Annotated in this window: 16 protein-coding genes; 6 read left to right on the top strand and 10 right to left on the bottom strand. The window is 60.9% G+C overall.

The annotated features are described in order from the left end of the window. Nucleotides 1-102: 102 nt before the first annotated feature. From AC07Y9_RS27490 to rplU, 5 genes are all read right to left on the bottom strand, one after another. Nucleotides 103-567 (bottom strand): CreA family protein, encoded by a 465-nt coding sequence (locus tag AC07Y9_RS27490; protein ID WP_007924741.1) that lies wholly within the window; start codon nt 565-567, stop codon nt 103-105. Nucleotides 568-577: 10 nt separating this feature from the next. Beyond that, complete coding sequence (proB, locus tag AC07Y9_RS27485; RefSeq protein WP_085534615.1) at nt 578-1,696, bottom strand: glutamate 5-kinase; 1,119 nt, start codon at nt 1,694-1,696, stop codon at nt 578-580. A gap of 121 nt (nt 1,697-1,817) precedes the next feature. Then, nucleotides 1,818-3,041, bottom strand: a complete 1,224-nt coding sequence (cgtA, locus tag AC07Y9_RS27480) for an Obg family GTPase CgtA (protein WP_007924745.1) — start codon at nt 3,039-3,041, stop codon at nt 1,818-1,820. Between the two features lie 195 nt (nt 3,042-3,236). Further along, nucleotides 3,237-3,494 (bottom strand): 50S ribosomal protein L27, encoded by a 258-nt coding sequence (gene rpmA, locus AC07Y9_RS27475; protein WP_003228360.1) that lies wholly within the window; start codon nt 3,492-3,494, stop codon nt 3,237-3,239. Between the two features lie 35 nt (nt 3,495-3,529). Then, nucleotides 3,530-3,841, bottom strand: a complete 312-nt coding sequence (gene rplU / locus AC07Y9_RS27470; protein ID WP_007924746.1) for a 50S ribosomal protein L21 — start codon at nt 3,839-3,841, stop codon at nt 3,530-3,532. 241 nt (nt 3,842-4,082) lie between these two features. Here rplU and AC07Y9_RS27465 point away from each other — a divergent pair, with 241 nt between their 5' ends. The 3 genes from AC07Y9_RS27465 (at nt 4,083) to AC07Y9_RS27455 (ending at nt 6,023) form a co-directional block, all read left to right on the top strand. Then, nucleotides 4,083-5,051, top strand: coding sequence for a polyprenyl synthetase family protein (locus AC07Y9_RS27465; RefSeq protein WP_007924747.1), 969 nt, complete (start codon nt 4,083-4,085; stop codon nt 5,049-5,051). 150 nt (nt 5,052-5,201) lie between these two features. After that, nucleotides 5,202-5,543 carry a zinc ribbon domain-containing protein YjdM gene (locus AC07Y9_RS27460; protein WP_007924748.1) on the top strand — a complete coding sequence of 114 codons (342 nt, stop codon included), beginning with the start codon at nt 5,202-5,204 and terminating at the stop codon, nt 5,541-5,543. A 207-nt stretch (nt 5,544-5,750) separates the two neighbouring features. Continuing rightward, a complete protein-coding gene (locus AC07Y9_RS27455) occupies nt 5,751-6,023 on the top strand; it encodes a PA4570 family protein (RefSeq protein ID WP_009045712.1) in 273 nt (90 codons plus the stop codon). A 98-nt stretch (nt 6,024-6,121) separates the two neighbouring features. Here AC07Y9_RS27455 and bamJ read toward each other — a convergent pair whose 3' ends face one another. The 3 genes from bamJ to AC07Y9_RS27440 form a co-directional block, all read right to left on the bottom strand. Continuing rightward, the gene (gene bamJ, locus AC07Y9_RS27450) at nt 6,122-6,739 is read right to left on the bottom strand and encodes a BamJ family beta-barrel-assembly machinery protein (protein WP_007924751.1); all 618 of its coding nucleotides are present in this window, start codon (nt 6,737-6,739) and stop codon (nt 6,122-6,124) included. A gap of 131 nt (nt 6,740-6,870) precedes the next feature. Beyond that, entirely contained in the window at nt 6,871-7,173 is a 303-nt protein-coding gene (locus AC07Y9_RS27445) for a DUF6482 family protein (protein WP_102681338.1), read from the bottom strand. 135 nt (nt 7,174-7,308) lie between these two features. After that, the gene (locus AC07Y9_RS27440) at nt 7,309-7,797 is read right to left on the bottom strand and encodes a TIGR00645 family protein (protein WP_007924753.1); all 489 of its coding nucleotides are present in this window, start codon (nt 7,795-7,797) and stop codon (nt 7,309-7,311) included. Between the two features lie 159 nt (nt 7,798-7,956). On the opposite strand from AC07Y9_RS27440, the gene AC07Y9_RS27435 reads away from it, so the two are divergent. Then, on the top strand, nt 7,957-9,789 hold the full coding sequence (locus AC07Y9_RS27435; protein WP_102681337.1) for a hypothetical protein: 1,833 nt from the start codon (nt 7,957-7,959) through the stop codon (nt 9,787-9,789). A gap of 32 nt (nt 9,790-9,821) precedes the next feature. On the opposite strand, the gene AC07Y9_RS27430 is transcribed toward AC07Y9_RS27435, so the two are convergent. Continuing rightward, the gene (locus AC07Y9_RS27430; protein ID WP_007924756.1) at nt 9,822-10,133 is read right to left on the bottom strand and encodes a PA4575 family protein; all 312 of its coding nucleotides are present in this window, start codon (nt 10,131-10,133) and stop codon (nt 9,822-9,824) included. Nucleotides 10,134-10,343: 210 nt separating this feature from the next. Continuing rightward, on the bottom strand, nt 10,344-12,782 hold the full coding sequence (locus AC07Y9_RS27425; RefSeq protein ID WP_007924759.1) for a Lon protease family protein: 2,439 nt from the start codon (nt 12,780-12,782) through the stop codon (nt 10,344-10,346). Nucleotides 12,783-13,055: 273 nt separating this feature from the next. Between AC07Y9_RS27425 and AC07Y9_RS27420 the strand changes: the two genes are divergently transcribed. Continuing rightward, nucleotides 13,056-13,544: a DUF3015 domain-containing protein gene (locus AC07Y9_RS27420; RefSeq protein WP_007924760.1), complete on the top strand. Its 489-nt coding sequence runs from the start codon at nt 13,056-13,058 to the stop codon at nt 13,542-13,544. A gap of 94 nt (nt 13,545-13,638) precedes the next feature. After that, nucleotides 13,639-15,492, top strand: coding sequence for a DUF7840 domain-containing protein (locus AC07Y9_RS27415; RefSeq protein ID WP_102681336.1), 1,854 nt, complete (start codon nt 13,639-13,641; stop codon nt 15,490-15,492). The last annotated feature ends 4 nt before the right edge of the window (nt 15,493-15,496 follow it).

The following is a 15,496-nucleotide window of genomic DNA, read 5'->3' as shown; positions in this document are numbered from 1 at the left end:
CGATTTGCTGCCTTGACCACCAAACCACTATCGCCAGCAATCGAACATCGACCGGCAACCCCTACAGGGAATAACCACTGCAGGAGCCAGCCCTAAAGACCGTTACGGAGTCTGCGCCCAAGGCAGGATCGGAATCGCCGTCACCGCATTCTGCGGACTACCCTCGATCAACCGATCGCTATAGACCAGGTACACCAGGGTATTGCGCTTCTTGTCGAGGAAACGCACCACCTGCATGGTCTTGAACACCAGCGAAGTGCGCTCCTTGAATACCTCTTCGCCATCCTTGAGCTCACCCTTGAAGCTGATCGGGCCGACCTGACGACAGGCAATGGAGGCTTCGGCGCGATCTTCCGCCAGACCCAACCCACCCTTCACACCACCGGTCTTGGCGCGCGACAGGTAGCAGGTCACGCCCTCCACCTTCGGATCGTCGAAGGCCTCGACCACAATGCGGTCATTAGGCCCGACAAATTTGAACACCGTCGACACCTGGCCGATTTCTTCAGCGCAGGCCAGCAACGGCATCGCCAACAGCAACCCCAACAACCCTTTTGCTACACGCATTGGTTTTTCCTTAGACCAGAATCAGGTTGTCACGGTGAACCAGCTCAGGCTCAGCCATGTACCCCAACAAACCGACAATCGCATCAGAGGACTGACCGATGATTTTTTGCGCCTCCAGGGCGCTGTAGTTGGCCAGGCCGCGGGCGATTTCACGCCCGTCCGGCGCCACGCATACCACCATCTCGCCACGACGGAAGCTGCCCTGAACCAGCTTGACCCCCACCGGCAGCAAGCTTTTGTTGCCCTGGGACAAGGCCGACACCGCACCATCATCCAACACCAGGGTGCCACGGGTTTGCAGGTGCCCAGCCAGCCATTGCTTGCGCGCCGCCAGCATGCCGCGCTCAGGCGACAGCAAGGTACCCAGGCGCTCACCTGCCTTGAGACGATCCAGCACACGCTCCAGACGCCCACCGACAATGATGGTGTGCGCCCCGGAACGGGCCGCCAGACGCGCCGCGCGCAGCTTGGTCTGCATACCGCCACGCCCCAGCGCGCCACCCGTGCCGCCCGCCACTGCGTCCAGCGCCGGATCGTCGGCACGCGCCTCGTAAATCAGCTGGGCATTAGGATTATTACGGGGGTCCGCATCGAACATGCCGTCGCGATCCGTGAGGATCACCAGCAGATCGGCCTCGACCAGGTTAGCCACCAAGGCCGCCAGAGTGTCGTTGTCGCCGAAACGGATCTCATCGGTAACCACGGTGTCGTTTTCATTGATGACCGGAATCACCTTGAGCTCGACCAGCGCACGCAAGGTGCTGCGGGCATTGAGGTAACGCTTGCGGTCGGACAGGTCGTCATGGGTCAGCAGAATCTGCGCGGTGTGCAAGCCGTGCTCGGCAAAGCTCGACTCCCAGGCCTGCACCAGGCCCATCTGGCCAATGGCCGCGGCCGCCTGCAGCTCATGCATCGCACTCGGTCGTGCGGTCCAGCCCAGGCGGCTCATGCCGGCCGCGACCGCGCCGGAGGAAACCAATACCAGCTCGACACCGGCCTCATGCAAGGCCACCATCTGCTCGACCCAGACACCCATTGCCGCGCGATCCAGCCCTTTGCCGTCCGCCGTCAGCAGCGCACTGCCGATCTTCACGACCCAGCGCTGCGCACCTGTCACCTTACTCCGCATCTTCTTCAACCTTAGCTTGAGAGCCACGCGACCGAGCGCGCCCATAAAGTTATTCGTGGCTACGTTTCCCGGATACTAAAACGCCGCTCAGTGAGCGGCGCTTGTAGTTTACTGCAACGAATCAGTCGCGGACGTAAATGATTTCCGGACCATCTTCGTCATCCACATCTTCCTCATCCCAATCATCGTCGCCGATGTCGTGCACGCTCTTCACGCCGCTGCGGCGCAGGGCACGCTGGTCGTCCAGAGCCTGCAGCTGGGCACGCGCCTCGTCCTCGATACGCTGATCGAGCTCGGCCAATTCGTCGGCGTAGGCCGGGTCGGCCGCCAGACGATCGGCACGATCTTCCAGATACCGCATGATGTCGCGACTCAGGCGCTCAGTACCGTCCTTGGAAATAGCCGAGATCACGTACACCGGACCGGTCCACTCCAGGCGATCGACGATCTCCTTGACCCGCGCCTCATGCTCTTCCTCGAGGATCTGGTCGCATTTGTTCAGCACCAGCCAGCGATCGCGCTCAGCCAGGGACGGGCTGAACTTGGTCAACTCATTGACGATCACTTCCGCCGCATCGGCCGGACTGCTTTCATCCAGCGGCGCCATGTCCACGAGGTGCAACAGCAGACGAGTACGCGCCAGGTGCTTGAGGAAACGGATACCCAGGCCCGCACCATCCGAAGCGCCTTCGATCAGACCCGGAATATCGGCGATCACGAAGCTCTTCCAGCGGTCGACACTGACCACGCCCAGGTTCGGCACCAGGGTCGTGAACGGATAGTCAGCCACTTTCGGCTTGGCCGCGGACACCGAGCGAATGAAGGTACTCTTGCCGGCATTCGGCAAGCCCAGCAGACCAACGTCCGCCAGCACTTTCAGCTCCAGCTTGAGGTCACGCTGCTCCCCCGGCTTGCCCGGCGTGGTCTGGCGCGGCGCGCGGTTGGTACTGGACTTGAAACGGGTGTTACCCAGACCGTGCCAGCCGCCCTGCACCACCAGCAAACGCTGACCAGCCTTGGTCAGGTCACCGATCACTTCCTGGGTCCCGGCGTCGATCACCGTGGTGCCGACCGGTACGCGCAGCTCGAGATCCTCACCCTTCTTGCCGGTGCAATCGGTACTGCCGCCATTGGAGCCGCGCTCGGCATCGAAATGACGGGTGTAGCGGTAGTCCACCAGGGTATTGAGGTTTTCGTCGGCGATCATATAGATCGAGCCGCCATCGCCACCATCACCACCGTTCGGACCACCGTTTTCGATGAACTTTTCCCGACGGAAACTCATGCAGCCATTGCCGCCGTCGCCAGCTTTTACTCGGATCGAAACTTCATCAACGAACTTCATAACAAAACGCCTCTCGCCGCATGGGCGAGCCGAAAAACACTAAGACATAAGACTCTTGCAAAAATGAGCGCAGCGACCCCGATCAACGGCCGTAACATCCAGCGCTGGCAGCCCATACAAACAGTTTTGCAAGAGACTCACCCCACAAACGAAAAAGCCCCGTCGCGAGACAGGGCTTTTCCAGCGATCGCGCAATTAAGCCGCGACGACGCTCACGTAACGACGACCGAAGGCGCCTTTTACTTCAAACTTGATCACGCCTTCGATTTTCGCGAAGAGGGTGTGATCCTTACCCATGCCAACGCCGTAGCCAGCGTGGAATTGGGTGCCGCGCTGACGCACGATGATGTTGCCGGCCTTGATGACCTGGCCGCCATACATCTTCACGCCAAGGCGTTTGGCTTCTGAGTCGCGACCGTTACGGGTACTACCACCAGCTTTTTTGTGTGCCATGAGTTCAATTCTCCTAGTGAGGAATTAGGCTGAAATTAAGCCTGAATACCGGTGATTTTGATCTCGGTGAACCACTGGCGGTGGCCCATACGCTTCATGTGGTGCTTACGGCGACGGAACTTGATGATGCGGACTTTATCGTGACGACCTTGGGAGATCACTTCAGCCTTGACGGTTGCGCCAGCAACAACAGGTGCGCCGATGTTCACGTCGTCGCCATTGGCAACCAACAGAACGCGGTCAAAAGTCACGGATTCGCCAGTGGCGATTTCCAGTTTTTCGATCTTCAGGTATTCACCTTCAGCGACCTTGTATTGCTTACCGCCGGTAACGATTACTGCGTACATGGTATTTCTCCGATAATCCTGCTCACCCAGCTCTTTATAAGAAGAGGTATTGGCTGGCATGGCTGCATGGGGCTGGAACGGCCCAAGTGCAATTGCGTAAGGCAGGTGCTGCCCAGGAAGTTCAGGGTGCGCGATTGTACGCAAGCTGTCTTGGCGATGCAAGGGGCCGTCCATCGCGCCTTGACAGCCCCGGACGTGGGTCCTAGCATGCCGCGCAACCCTTCTGGAGCACCTGTCGCTGATGCAACCCCAAGCTTTCTACCGCGCGGTGGCGGACGATTTTAGCGCCGTCGACGGCATCATCAAGAAGCAGCTGACCTCCCGAGTGCCGCTGGTATCGAAAATCGGCGACTACATTACCTCGGCCGGGGGTAAACGCCTGCGTCCTTTATTGGTGCTGCTGTGTGGCAAGGCCCTGGGTCGCGAAGGCGACGACCTGCGCCTGCTGGCCGCCACCATCGAATTCCTGCACACCGCCACCCTGCTGCATGACGACGTGGTCGACATGTCCGGCATGCGCCGCGGCCGCTCGACCGCCAACGCCATGTGGGGCAACGCCCCGAGCGTGCTGGTGGGCGACTTCCTGTACTCGCGCTCCTTCGAGATGATGGTCGAGCTGGGCTCGATGCCGGTGATGAAGATCCTTTCGCAGGCCACCCGTATCATCGCCGAAGGCGAGGTGCTGCAGCTGTCGAAAGTCCGTGATGCCAGCACCACCGAAGAAACCTACATGGAAGTCATCCGCGGCAAGACCGCGATGCTCTTCGAGGCCTCGACCCACAGCGCCGCCGCCCTGGCCGGCGCCACCGAAGAGCAGAGCGAAGCCCTGCGCACCTTCGGCGATCACCTGGGCGTGGCCTTCCAACTGGTGGACGACCTGCTCGACTACCGTGGCGACGCACAAACCCTGGGCAAGAACGTCGGCGACGACCTGGCCGAAGGCAAGCCGACCCTGCCGCTGATCTACACCATGCGCGAAGGCACGCCGGAACAGGCTGCCCTGGTGCGCCAGGCGATCCAGAAAGGCGGTATCGAAGACCTGGAAAGCATCCGCGCTGCCGTGGAGGCCTCCGGCTCCCTGGACTACACCGCGCAACTGGCCCGCGACTATGTCGCTCGTGCCATTGCCTGCCTGGAAGCCCTGCCGCCGAGCGAATACCGCGACGCGCTGGTAGAACTGAGCGAATTCGCCGTAGCCCGCACCCACTAAGATCCGATTGCACACAAGCCCGCTCCTGCCCTGCGCAGGGGCGGGCTTGTTCGTGATGCTTTCCCCCTCGATCCCCCGCTATACCCCATCCCCAAGCAAAACCCTATATAATGTGCGCTTTTTTAGCCTTCCTGAATCCGAGGAGCCTTAGTGAGCACGTTGCCACCCTGCCCGAAATGCAATTCCGAATACACCTATGAAGACGGCGCCCAACTGGTCTGCCCGGAATGCGCCCACGAATGGTCCGCCAACGGCGAAGCCGAGGCCGCATCCGATGAAACCGTGAAAAAGGACTCGGTCGGTAACGTCCTGCAAGACGGCGACACCATCACCGTGATCAAGGACCTCAAGGTCAAGGGCACCTCGCTGGTGGTCAAGGTCGGCACCAAGGTCAAGAACATCCGCCTGTGCGATGGCGACCACGACATCGACTGCAAGATCGACGGTATCGGCCCGATGAAGCTCAAGTCCGAGTTCGTCCGCAAGGTCTGATATTCCGGCTATCGCCCCGTGCCAGGCACGGGGTGAAGCCCTCCCCGCTCCCGCCAGACTCCCCTCATTTCCCGCTATATATCAAAAGGCCAGCCCTTTTGACCCACAACAATTTCCACACAGAAAAAAGCAGAAACCGCCAATAGGTACTTGCTATTCATTGAATAAGAATTATTCTCATTGAAACCCATCAAGGAGATGAGACTCATGACTTATTTGATCGACGCATGGCTGGACCGCCCACACCCTTACCTGAGAATCCTCCATCGGGAAACCGGGGAAGTCTGTGCGGTACTGGAAGAAGAAGCCTTGAACGAGCTGCAGGATCAGGGCGACCTGGACCTCAACGGCCTGAGTTCCAGCGAGCCGGTGGTGCTCAAGGAACTGGTGCGCAACCTGTTTCTGTTCTGCTATGCACGGGCCTTGCGCCCTGCTGGAACAGCCGAAGGGCAAGGCCTGAGCGCAAAAATACGTCTATGACCCCACCTGACCCCTCTGCCAAGGCAAGCCTTCTCGCGATCCCTACACCGCAAACACGGCGTATGGATCGCGAGCAAGCTCAACCCGGCAGCTGAGGCTTACAGAACGTCGAGCAGCTCGACGTCAAATACCAGAACGCTGTGCGGCGGGATGCTGCCAACGCCTTGCGCGCCGTAAGCCAGTTCGCTCGGCACGTACAGACGCCATTTGCTACCGGCATTCATCAGTTGCAGCGCCTCGGTCCAGCCAGCGATCACGCCGCCGACCGGGAATTCCGCAGGCTGGCCGCGCTCGTAGGAACTGTCGAACACGGTGCCGTCGATCAGGGTGCCGTGGTAGTGGGTACGCACGCTGTCTTCACGGGATGGCTTGGCGCCTTCGCCCTGGGTCAGCACTTCGAACTGCAGGCCGGAGGCCAGAGTGGTGATGCCTTCACGCTTGGCGTTTTCAGCCAGGAAAGCCAGGCCCGCACCAGCAGCGGCTTCAGCCTTGGCAGCGGCTTCGGCCTGCATGATTTCGCGGATCACCTTGAAGCTGGCGGACATTTCTTCCTGGCCTACACGGCTAGGCTTGCCGGCGAACGCGTCGGTCAGGCCAGCCAGGATGGCGTCCAGGCTCACGCCCGGTGGCGGGTTGTCACGCAGCTGGTCGCCCAGCTGACGGCCGATACCGTAGCTGACGCGGGTTTCGTCGGTGGACAGATTTACTTCGGACATGACACTGCTCCGCTGTGCGGACGGCTCGGAAATCCGCCGTGCGTACACAGCGCATCCCGGGACGCCCGGAACCAAAAGGGCGAGCAGACTAGCACAGATGCCATGGCGATGATGAACGTGCGTCCCGCCTGTCAGGCCGAGCGGACGGCGAGGGGCACCCGCAGGCTGTCATCGGTACCGGCCGAGAGGCCACACATCTCGTCATGCACTGAAGCATGGATCAGGTTGAAGGGCAGCCTGGGAAAGGCGTGCAACACTTCCCGGGCATGCTCCACCGAACGCAGATGCAACATCTGACCGTGGGCATCGCTCAACGGATAGGCCGCCCCATGCATCCGCGCCTCGAGCAGATAGATGCCGCCTTCGAGGGAGATCAGGTTCAGCTCGTCGATTTTTCCGGCGACGGCATAAGCATTCAACTCGTGCAGGTTCATGAGTGCACCTCGCGCAGTTCAAGCCCGTGACCGTTACAGGGATATGCCTCGGCCGGTAAAAGCACAAGCTACAAACGACACCGCCCGTCCGTTTCACAACGGCCGGGCGGCGCGGCTACAGCGGTGATCAGGCGATCAGTGCTTGGTCAGCTTGTCCAGGTAGCCCATGGCGAAGGCCGAAATCACGAAGGTCATGTGGATGATCACGTACCACATCAGGTACTGCGGCTCGATGTTCTTCGCATCCATGAATACCCGCAGCAGATGGATCGAGGAGATCGCCACGATGGACGCGGCCACCTTCATCTTCAGCGAGGAGGAGTCCATCTTGCCCAGCCAGTTGAGCTTTTCCTTGTCCTCGTCGATGTCCAGCTGGGACACGAAGTTCTCGTAGCCGGAGATCATCACCATCACCAACAGGCCACCCACCAGCGCCATGTCGATCAACGACAGCAGCACCAGGATCAGATCGGACTCGGCCATGCTGAACACGTTGGGAATGACGTGGAAGACTTCCTGGAAGAACTTCAGGGCCAGGGCCAGCAGCCCCAACGACAGACCAAAGTAGATCGGCGCCAGCAGCCAGCGCGAGGCGTACATTGCATTCTCGATAAAACGTTCCATTGAATCTCACACAGGTCTGAAAACGGCGGCGAGTATATCAGCCGCCCAAAAGCCCATAAACCGCAACCAAATCCATTACCTGCGCGTCTGCCAAAGCGTTTTCTGCTAGTGTCGGAATCACGTGAACAGCTCAATGACATCGGACAGGAAGCCTGGAGAATGGATTTGCGATTGCCTTTGGCGGGTACCGGCCTGTGTATCGCGGTACTGCTCAGCAGCGGCTGCTCGCCCAGCGACGAGAAGCAGCAAGTCAGCCTGGAACAGAAAACCGCACAGTTCGAACAATCCCTGGACGCTATCCAGGACCCCAAGCTCAAGGACGCCATCGCCGACCTGGGCGGTTCGCTGTTACTGCTCGAACGCGCGCAACTGCGGCTCCAGAAAAAGCCCATAGAGACCGAATACGGCGATGACGCCCTGGCCCTGCTCAAGCACTACCCCAGCCCGCAGGCGCTGGTCGACACCTACCTCAACGGCCTGTTCGTGCTGCGCAAGACCTCCAATTCCGACTACCTGACCGACCTGCAGCCGGTATTTCCCTTCAGCTTCAACATGCCGGCGCAATTCCCCTTCCCCCACGGCCTGGAATGGCAATCCGTGACCCTGAGCAACGGCAAGGTCATCGCCTTCCAACCCGAATGGTCGGAAACCGATCCCGGCATCCAGTTGAGCCCGTCCAGTTCCAACCTGACCAACCCGGATGACCTGACGGTGACCTACCCGTTCATCGAAGGCCTGGAAGTCGAAAACAAGAACCAGCCCCAACCCGTGACGCTGCAAGGCAAGGCCGAAGTGATCGCGCCACACCAGGTCCTCACCTTCGAACTGGGCAAGGCCGATATCGGCAAGCAACGCAGCGACAAGAATGTCAGCGTAAAACTGCTGTCCCTGGACAAGAACAGCGCCGAAATCGAGTTGACCAACAGCGCCCCACTGTCGCCCGAACTCAGCGAGACGCCGCTCAACCCATTACTGGTGCAGGCACGGGACACCACCGGGCAGATCCTTTCGCGCTCCGGGTCGATCAACGAAAACAGCCAACAGATCGCCTTCTACACCAAACAGCTCAGCGAAATGCAGAAGCAGAAGGCCTGGAGCCAAGCGTTCGAGCAGCAGCTTGAAAATGAGCGCAAAGCCTTCGAGCGCGAACAGCGCAGCCATTACACCAAGGTGTATTTCAACGGCCTGATCGACAAGCTCGAAGTCAATGTGCTGGACTTCTCCGCAGCCACCATCACCCGCAAAGACCTCAATCTTCCGGTGCGACGCTTCGACCCTCTGACCACCGACAGCAAGATCCAGCCCCTGCCCATGCCGGTAGTGGTGTATGACGATCAGGCACCGAACTACCTCAAGGGCGCCAACCTCGACCAAGAAACCTTGAAGAAAAGCGTGGTCGTTCATCAATCCACCGAGGACGCCAGCGCGGCGCGGATCGAGTTCGACCACCCGAGAACCTTCAATGACGAGTTGCTGGGCACGTCCTTCTCCACCGGCGACAGTCCCGTGACCTTCTTCACCCAGAACGAAAACGGCAAACGCGGCGAGCCCATCGAACTGCCATCGGAGGCAGTCGAGGTCGATCCGATGCGCAGCTCGATCACTTACGACCTGACCCTGTTCCCGGAAACCCCGGCTTACGCCGTCGGTGCGATCCCGCTGTTCCTGGCCAGCATCGAGAAGAAAGCCCTACCCGTCAGCCAGCTACCCAAAGGCCTGGAGCTGCGGGGCAATGCGCTGATCGTCGACCAGCGCCTGTTCCCGTCCGAGGCCTGGCGTTTCTACGCCAAGGACGCCAGCGGCCAGTACCTGAAGGAGATTCTTGCGGTCAGCCATGAGGCGCCGGCAAGCGGCCCGGCCTTGTTCGACGTGCATTACTTCTATGGGCAGCCCACCGAGCTGGAAACCTACCAGCGCAGCGAACTCAACACCGTCGAATATGGCTTTGAGGTCAAGCTCGACAAGCTGGAGAACCCACTACCCGCCGAGTAGGACTCAGCGGTAGGGATTAACGGGAGATTGCGTCAATGGCGGCAGCGTTCGCCATTGATCTGCCGTAGTTGCGCCTGAAGGTGCAGGCACCAGATCTGCGGATCGTCGGCCAGCTCATAACCATGGGTGGTCAGGCTTTCGACGATGGAATCAAGGATGGATTCGGCCACGCTGGGACCGCAGAAAGGTCCCTGGGCCTTGATGGCCGAAGGTTGCTCGCCAGCCATTCCGGCCGCGAACAGTAGGGTCCACATTCCGTTATCTCCCGCCAGCGGGCGGATACTGCATTCGATACGGGTGACCAGGCCAAGACACTGGCGGGTAAGGCAGAGGTTGCGCGACATGGCGGCGACCCTCGGTAGATCCGGTATTCAGCCCTCATGTGAAGACTGTTTCGATCCAGTGACGACTGTCGTTCTCCTTGCCTGAGAATAGGAAGAAAAGCCTGAGAAGCAAAGTTGACCGGCTGAACAGGCGCCGAATGGTCTATTCGCGAAAGTTGACGCCAGCGGACCGGCGCCGCGACGAAGGCCAAGCCCTCGTCGCGGCAAGGCTCATGCCGGCTTGGTTTGTGCCAATGCCTCTTGCGCCTGCTCTTTTTCCGCTTCCTTGAGGTCCTCCTCGCTGACCATTTCAGCGATGACCCGCAGGCGCTCCACCACCCGCGCGTTGACGCTGCCTTCCGGGAACTGGCCATCCGCATCCGGCTCGCCCGCGGGTTCGCCGACCAGCAGGCTCAGGGCCTCGTCAGCCTGGCGCACGGCATACACGTGGAATTGCCCGGCGCGGACTGCCGCCAGCACCTTCTCATCGAGCATCAGGGTCGCGACGTTGGCGTGAGGAATGATCGCACCTTGCTCGCCCGTCAGGCCCCGAGCTTCGCAGAGGCGGAAGAAGCCTTCGATCTTCTCGTTGACCCCGCCAACCGCCTGCACTTCGCCGAACTGGTTGATCGATCCGGTAATGGCAAAGCATTGCTTGAGCGGGGTTTTCGACAAGGCCGAGATCAGCGTGCACGCCTCGCCCAGCGATGCACTGTCGCCATCGACGTAACCGTAGGATTGCTCCAGCGCGATGCTCGCCGAGATCGCCAGGGGGAATTCCTGGGCGTAACGACTGCCCAGGTAGCCGGTGAGAATCATCACGCCCTTGGAGTGAATCGGCTGGCCGAGATTGACCTCGCGCTCGATGTCGACGATACCGCTGCCCCCCGGGTAGACCGTGGCGGAAATCCGCGCCGGCACGCCAAAGGCCGAGTCGCCCACTTCCAGCACCGTCAGCCCGTTGCACTTGCCTACCGCAGCGCCATCGGTGTCGATCAGGATGATCCCCGCCAGCATGTCGTCGAGAATCCGCGCCGAAACCCGCCCGGTACGGGTGGCCTTGGCTTTGAGTGCCCGTTCGATATGCCCGGCATCGGTCATCTCGTCCGAGGCCAGGTGACGGATGAAGTCCGCCTCGCTGACCAGCTGGAACAGATCGCCAATACGCGCCGACAAGCGCCCCTGATGCTCCGCCAGCCGGGCGCTGTAGGTCGCCAGGCGCGCCACCGCGTCCGCGGTCAGCGGTGCCATGCCTTCTTCGGAGGTGCGAGTTTTCAGCAGCTGGGCGAACTGTTCGAGGCTCTCGTCCACCATCGGGATGTCTTCGTCGAAGTCCACCAGCACGCGAAACATTTCCTGGAAGTCCGGGTCCAGGTCCTGCAGCGTGTAGTACAGCTGGCGGGCACCGATGATCACGACCTTGACCTGCAACGGGATGTGTTGCGGGGTCAGGGTCACGGTGGCCAGGCGTCCCAGTTCGCCCAGCGGCGACTCCATCTTCAGCTTGCGCGATTGCAGGGCCCGCTTGAGGGCATCCCAGACAAAGGGTTCGCTGAGCATCTTCTCGGCTTCGAGAATCAGGAAACCGCCGTTGGCCCGATGCAGGGCACCCGGACGCAACTGCCGGTAAGTGGTGTAGAGCGCGCCCTGGTCGGTGCTGTATTCAATGCGGCCAAACAGGTTGTCGTAGGTCGGGTGCGGCTCGAACACCACTGGCGCGCCGCCACTGGCCGGATGGCCGACCACCAGGCTCGGGCCGTACTGTTCTTCCAGCAGCTTGCGGGCCACGGCGTCGGTCTTGCTGTCGTCCACCAGTTGCTCGACCACGGTCTTGAGCAGGTACACCTGCATGGCTTGCAGGTAGCCGCATACACCGGCGTTTTCCGCGTACTTCTCGGACAGCGGCGCCAGCAGCGGCTGCAAAGCCAGGGTAATGGTTTCTTCGTTGAGGTGACGCAGCTGGTTGCTCGACTCGCGCTTCCACTGCGGCAGGCTCGCCAGTTCTTCATTGAGGCGCTCTTCCAGGGCGGAAATGTCCTCATGGAAACGCTCGCGATCGGCTTCGGGCAATTGCGCGAACTCGGCCTCGTCCAGCGCCTTGCCGTCGAGCATCGGGGTGAAGGCGATATTGCTGCTGTCGCGGTACAGCGCGACGTCCTTCTCCAGCGCCAGGCGCTCGATAACGTCGAGGGCACGGTCGTAACGCTGGTTGAACGCGCGGTCGATGGCGCTTTTCTTCTGTTGATAGGACGGATGCTCGAAGACCGCCGGAAAGGTCGCCAGCAGGTTGTCGATCAGGCCGTTGATGTCACTGATGAACGCACCCGCGGCCCCCGAAGGCAGCTCCAGCGCGCGTGGCTCGCGCGGCTCATCGAAGTTGTTGACGTAGACCCAGTCGGACGGGGTCTGCAGACGTTTGCCTTCAGCCTTCAGGTAGCGTTTGACGAAAGAGAAGCGGCCAGTGCCGGGCTCGCCCATGACAAAGACGTTGTAACCGGGGCGTGGCATGGCCACACCGAACTGCAAGGCTTCGACCGCACGTTCCTGGCCAAGCACACCGCGAAAGGGCTCCAAATCATTGGTGGTCGAGAAGCTGAACTGTTCAGCGGAAAACGGACGGGTCAGCGCTTCGGGCGCTAGACGCAAGCTGGCAGCAACAGGATCAGGCATCGGGCTTCCTTACATCAGGCGGGGCAGATGGGGCATTCTGGCGCCGGGTACAGCGGCTGGCAAGGCGCGACGCAGCGAAAGCGCGGACAGATCCCCGGCCCCACGCAGACAGCATAAAAACCGTCTATTTCAAGGAATGTCATGCAAAAAAACACGGAACCCTTGGAATCTGCCTAAACTCCAAGCTGCGCGGCTGGACTAATAACCGGCCCACTGGCGCCGACATGGGCCAGAACCCTTGTCCATTGGTTTGCACACAAAGAGAACAAAGCTATGAAACGGATTCTTCTCGGTACTCTCTTCACCGCTGTTTCCATCAATGCAATGGCCCAAGCGCCAGGCGGTCCGGATTGTGGGTGGGGCAACCTGCTGTTCGAAGGACAGCGCGGCACTCCGGCTCACTTCCTGGCCTCCACCACCAACGGCACCTCCGGTAACGCGACCTTCGGTATGACTTCCGGCACCAACGGCTGCTCGACCAACAGTGCGCTGACTTACGGCGGCAAATCCTGGTTTGCCATGAATGGCATGATGAACGAGCTCTCCGAAGACATGGCCAAAGGTGAAGGCGAAGCGCTGACCACCTACGCCGTGGTCCTGGGCGTCGCTCCTGAAGACCGCGCGCACTTCGCCGCCGTCACCCACGAGCACTTCCAGCAGATCTTCAGCAAAGCCGATGTGACCGCGGAAGATGTGCACACCAACACCCTGGCCGTGCTGAAAAGCGATGCACGCCTGGCCAAGTACGCCACCCCGGCTTAATCTCGACCCGCCCGCTCTTCTCGGGGAGCGGGCTTTTGTTTTTCGGACATGACCCCTCCCGGGTCTTTGTTTTTTCCGACTCAAGTTGCCCACCATGCTCAAACGCCTTGCCTCCCTGGCGCTCTGTGTCTGCGCCCCGCTGTCCGCCGCGCCACAAATCGACCACTCACGTTTGCAGCAACTGGCCAGCGATCCGTTCTGGATTTCCCTTGGCCACTACGAAACCGCCAAGCTCGGTGGCTGGCGCAGTTATGTCAGCGACCCGAAGTTTTTCCTCGCCAAAGACGGTGCCGAACACCCCGACGCCGAACTCAAGGCCACCCTTGACGCGCTCTACGCCCCCGCCGGCAGCGGCAACCAGCATGCTCAATGCGTGTACCCCGCCCGCACCCGCTGGCTCAAGGCCCAACTGCGCCTGAGCGATCTGCCGGCGGTGGACTGCAATGAGTTCAACCAGTGGTTCAAGGACGTCTCGCCCCACAGCACGGTGATGATTTTCCCGGCGGCCTACCTGAACAGCCCGTCGTCGATGTTCGGCCATACCCTGCTGCGCATCGACCAGGCCGACGTCCAAAGCAACCACACCGCCCTGCTCAGCTACGCGATCAACTTCGGTGCCTATATCGAAGGCTCGGACAACAGCATTCTCTATGCCTGGAAAGGCCTGATGGGCGGCTATCCCGGCCTCTTCGCCCTGGTGCCCTACCAGGAAAAGCTCTCGGAGTACCGCAGCCTGGAAAACCGCGACCTGTGGGAATACCGGCTGAACCTGACCCAGGCCGAAACCGAACGCATGGTCGAGCACGTCTGGGAACTGAAGCAGATCAAGTTCGACTACTTCTTCTTCGACGAGAACTGCTCCTACCGCTTGCTCGAGCTGCTGCAAGTCGCCCGCCCGAGCCTGCGCCTGACCGGGCAATTCCCGCTGACGGCGATTCCTACCGACACCGTCAAGGCGGTGAAGGAAGCCGGCCTGGTGGAGAAGATCGAGTACCGCCCGTCCCGCGAACGTGAACTGCTGGAGCGCGCCAAGCCGCTGAGCAGCGACGAACAGCAATGGGTGCTGAAGGTCAGCGCCGACCAGCAACAGCTGCAGGAGCCGGCCTTCAAGGCCCAGCCACGGGACCGCCAGGCGTTGATCATCGATGCAGCCTATCGCCTTGAGCGCTACCGGGCCAACGGTCAAGAGCGCGATCCGCAACGGGCGCAGCGCAGTTTCGAGCTGTTGCGGGCGATCAACCGCAACCCGCCGCCCGAACTGTCCATCGAACGCCCTGGCCTGCCGGAAGACGGCCATGAATCGCGCACCTGGCAGGTCGGCGTGGGCACCCGCGGCGACCAGGCCTTTGGCGAATATGGGCTGCGCATGGCCTATCACGACCTCAATGACAACGCCCAAGGTTTTCCCTTGGGCGCACAGATCGAAATCCTGCAAATGAAACTGCGCCAGTACGAAGGCAACAATTGGCAGCTACAGCAACTGGACCTGGCGACCATTCGTTCGCTGACGCCGCGTAACGAACTGCTGCAACCCTGGTCCTGGCAGGTCACCGGCGGCCTGGAGCGGGTGCCGGGCAAACACGACGATGAAACCCTGGTCAGCCATGTCAACGGTGGCGGTGGCGGCACCTGGCAGCTCAGCGAGAACATGCTCGGCTTCGCCCTGGGCACCGTGCGCGTCGAGCACAACGCCGATTTCGCCGGCTTCATCACCCCGGCGGCCGGCTTCAACACCGGCCTGCTGTGGAAAAACCCGTTGGGCAACTTCAGCGTCGAAGCCAAGGGCGATTACTTCACCAATGGCGAGGTGCGCCGCAGCCTGAGCCTCAACCAGCAATGGGAGCTGTCGCGCAACCTGGGCCTGCGCCTGAGCGCCCAGCGCGAGTTCAGCCACCTGGCCACGGCGGAAAACGAGGTGATGCTGGAACTGAAGTGGTACCACTACTGACGCC

Source organism: Pseudomonas sp. GW456-L12 (assembly GCF_059424045.1).
This window is presented reverse-complemented; position numbering and strand designations above follow the sequence as displayed.

Bases quoted from the DNA above. Each gene is read 5' to 3' on its own strand.
- AC07Y9_RS27490 (WP_007924741.1), bottom strand. From the start codon at position 567: ATGCGTGTAGCAAAAGGGTTGTTGGGGTTGCTGTTGGCGATGCCGTTG.
- proB (WP_085534615.1), bottom strand. From the start codon at position 1,696: ATGCGGAGTAAGGTGACAGGTGCGCAGCGCTGGGTCGTGAAGATCGGC.
- cgtA (WP_007924745.1), bottom strand. From the start codon at position 3,041: ATGAAGTTCGTTGATGAAGTTTCGATCCGAGTAAAAGCTGGCGACGGC.
- rpmA (WP_003228360.1), bottom strand. From the start codon at position 3,494: ATGGCACACAAAAAAGCTGGTGGTAGTACCCGTAACGGTCGCGACTCA.
- rplU (WP_007924746.1), bottom strand. From the start codon at position 3,841: ATGTACGCAGTAATCGTTACCGGCGGTAAGCAATACAAGGTCGCTGAA.
- AC07Y9_RS27465 (WP_007924747.1), top strand. From the start codon at position 4,083: ATGCAACCCCAAGCTTTCTACCGCGCGGTGGCGGACGATTTTAGCGCC.
- AC07Y9_RS27455 (WP_009045712.1), top strand. From the start codon at position 5,751: ATGACTTATTTGATCGACGCATGGCTGGACCGCCCACACCCTTACCTG.
- bamJ (WP_007924751.1), bottom strand. From the start codon at position 6,739: ATGTCCGAAGTAAATCTGTCCACCGACGAAACCCGCGTCAGCTACGGT.
- AC07Y9_RS27445 (WP_102681338.1), bottom strand. From the start codon at position 7,173: ATGAACCTGCACGAGTTGAATGCTTATGCCGTCGCCGGAAAAATCGAC.
- AC07Y9_RS27440 (WP_007924753.1), bottom strand. From the start codon at position 7,797: ATGGAACGTTTTATCGAGAATGCAATGTACGCCTCGCGCTGGCTGCTG.
- AC07Y9_RS27435 (WP_102681337.1), top strand. From the start codon at position 7,957: ATGGATTTGCGATTGCCTTTGGCGGGTACCGGCCTGTGTATCGCGGTA.
- AC07Y9_RS27430 (WP_007924756.1), bottom strand. From the start codon at position 10,133: ATGTCGCGCAACCTCTGCCTTACCCGCCAGTGTCTTGGCCTGGTCACC.
- AC07Y9_RS27425 (WP_007924759.1), bottom strand. From the start codon at position 12,782: ATGCCTGATCCTGTTGCTGCCAGCTTGCGTCTAGCGCCCGAAGCGCTG.
- AC07Y9_RS27420 (WP_007924760.1), top strand. From the start codon at position 13,056: ATGAAACGGATTCTTCTCGGTACTCTCTTCACCGCTGTTTCCATCAAT.
- AC07Y9_RS27415 (WP_102681336.1), top strand. From the start codon at position 13,639: ATGCTCAAACGCCTTGCCTCCCTGGCGCTCTGTGTCTGCGCCCCGCTG.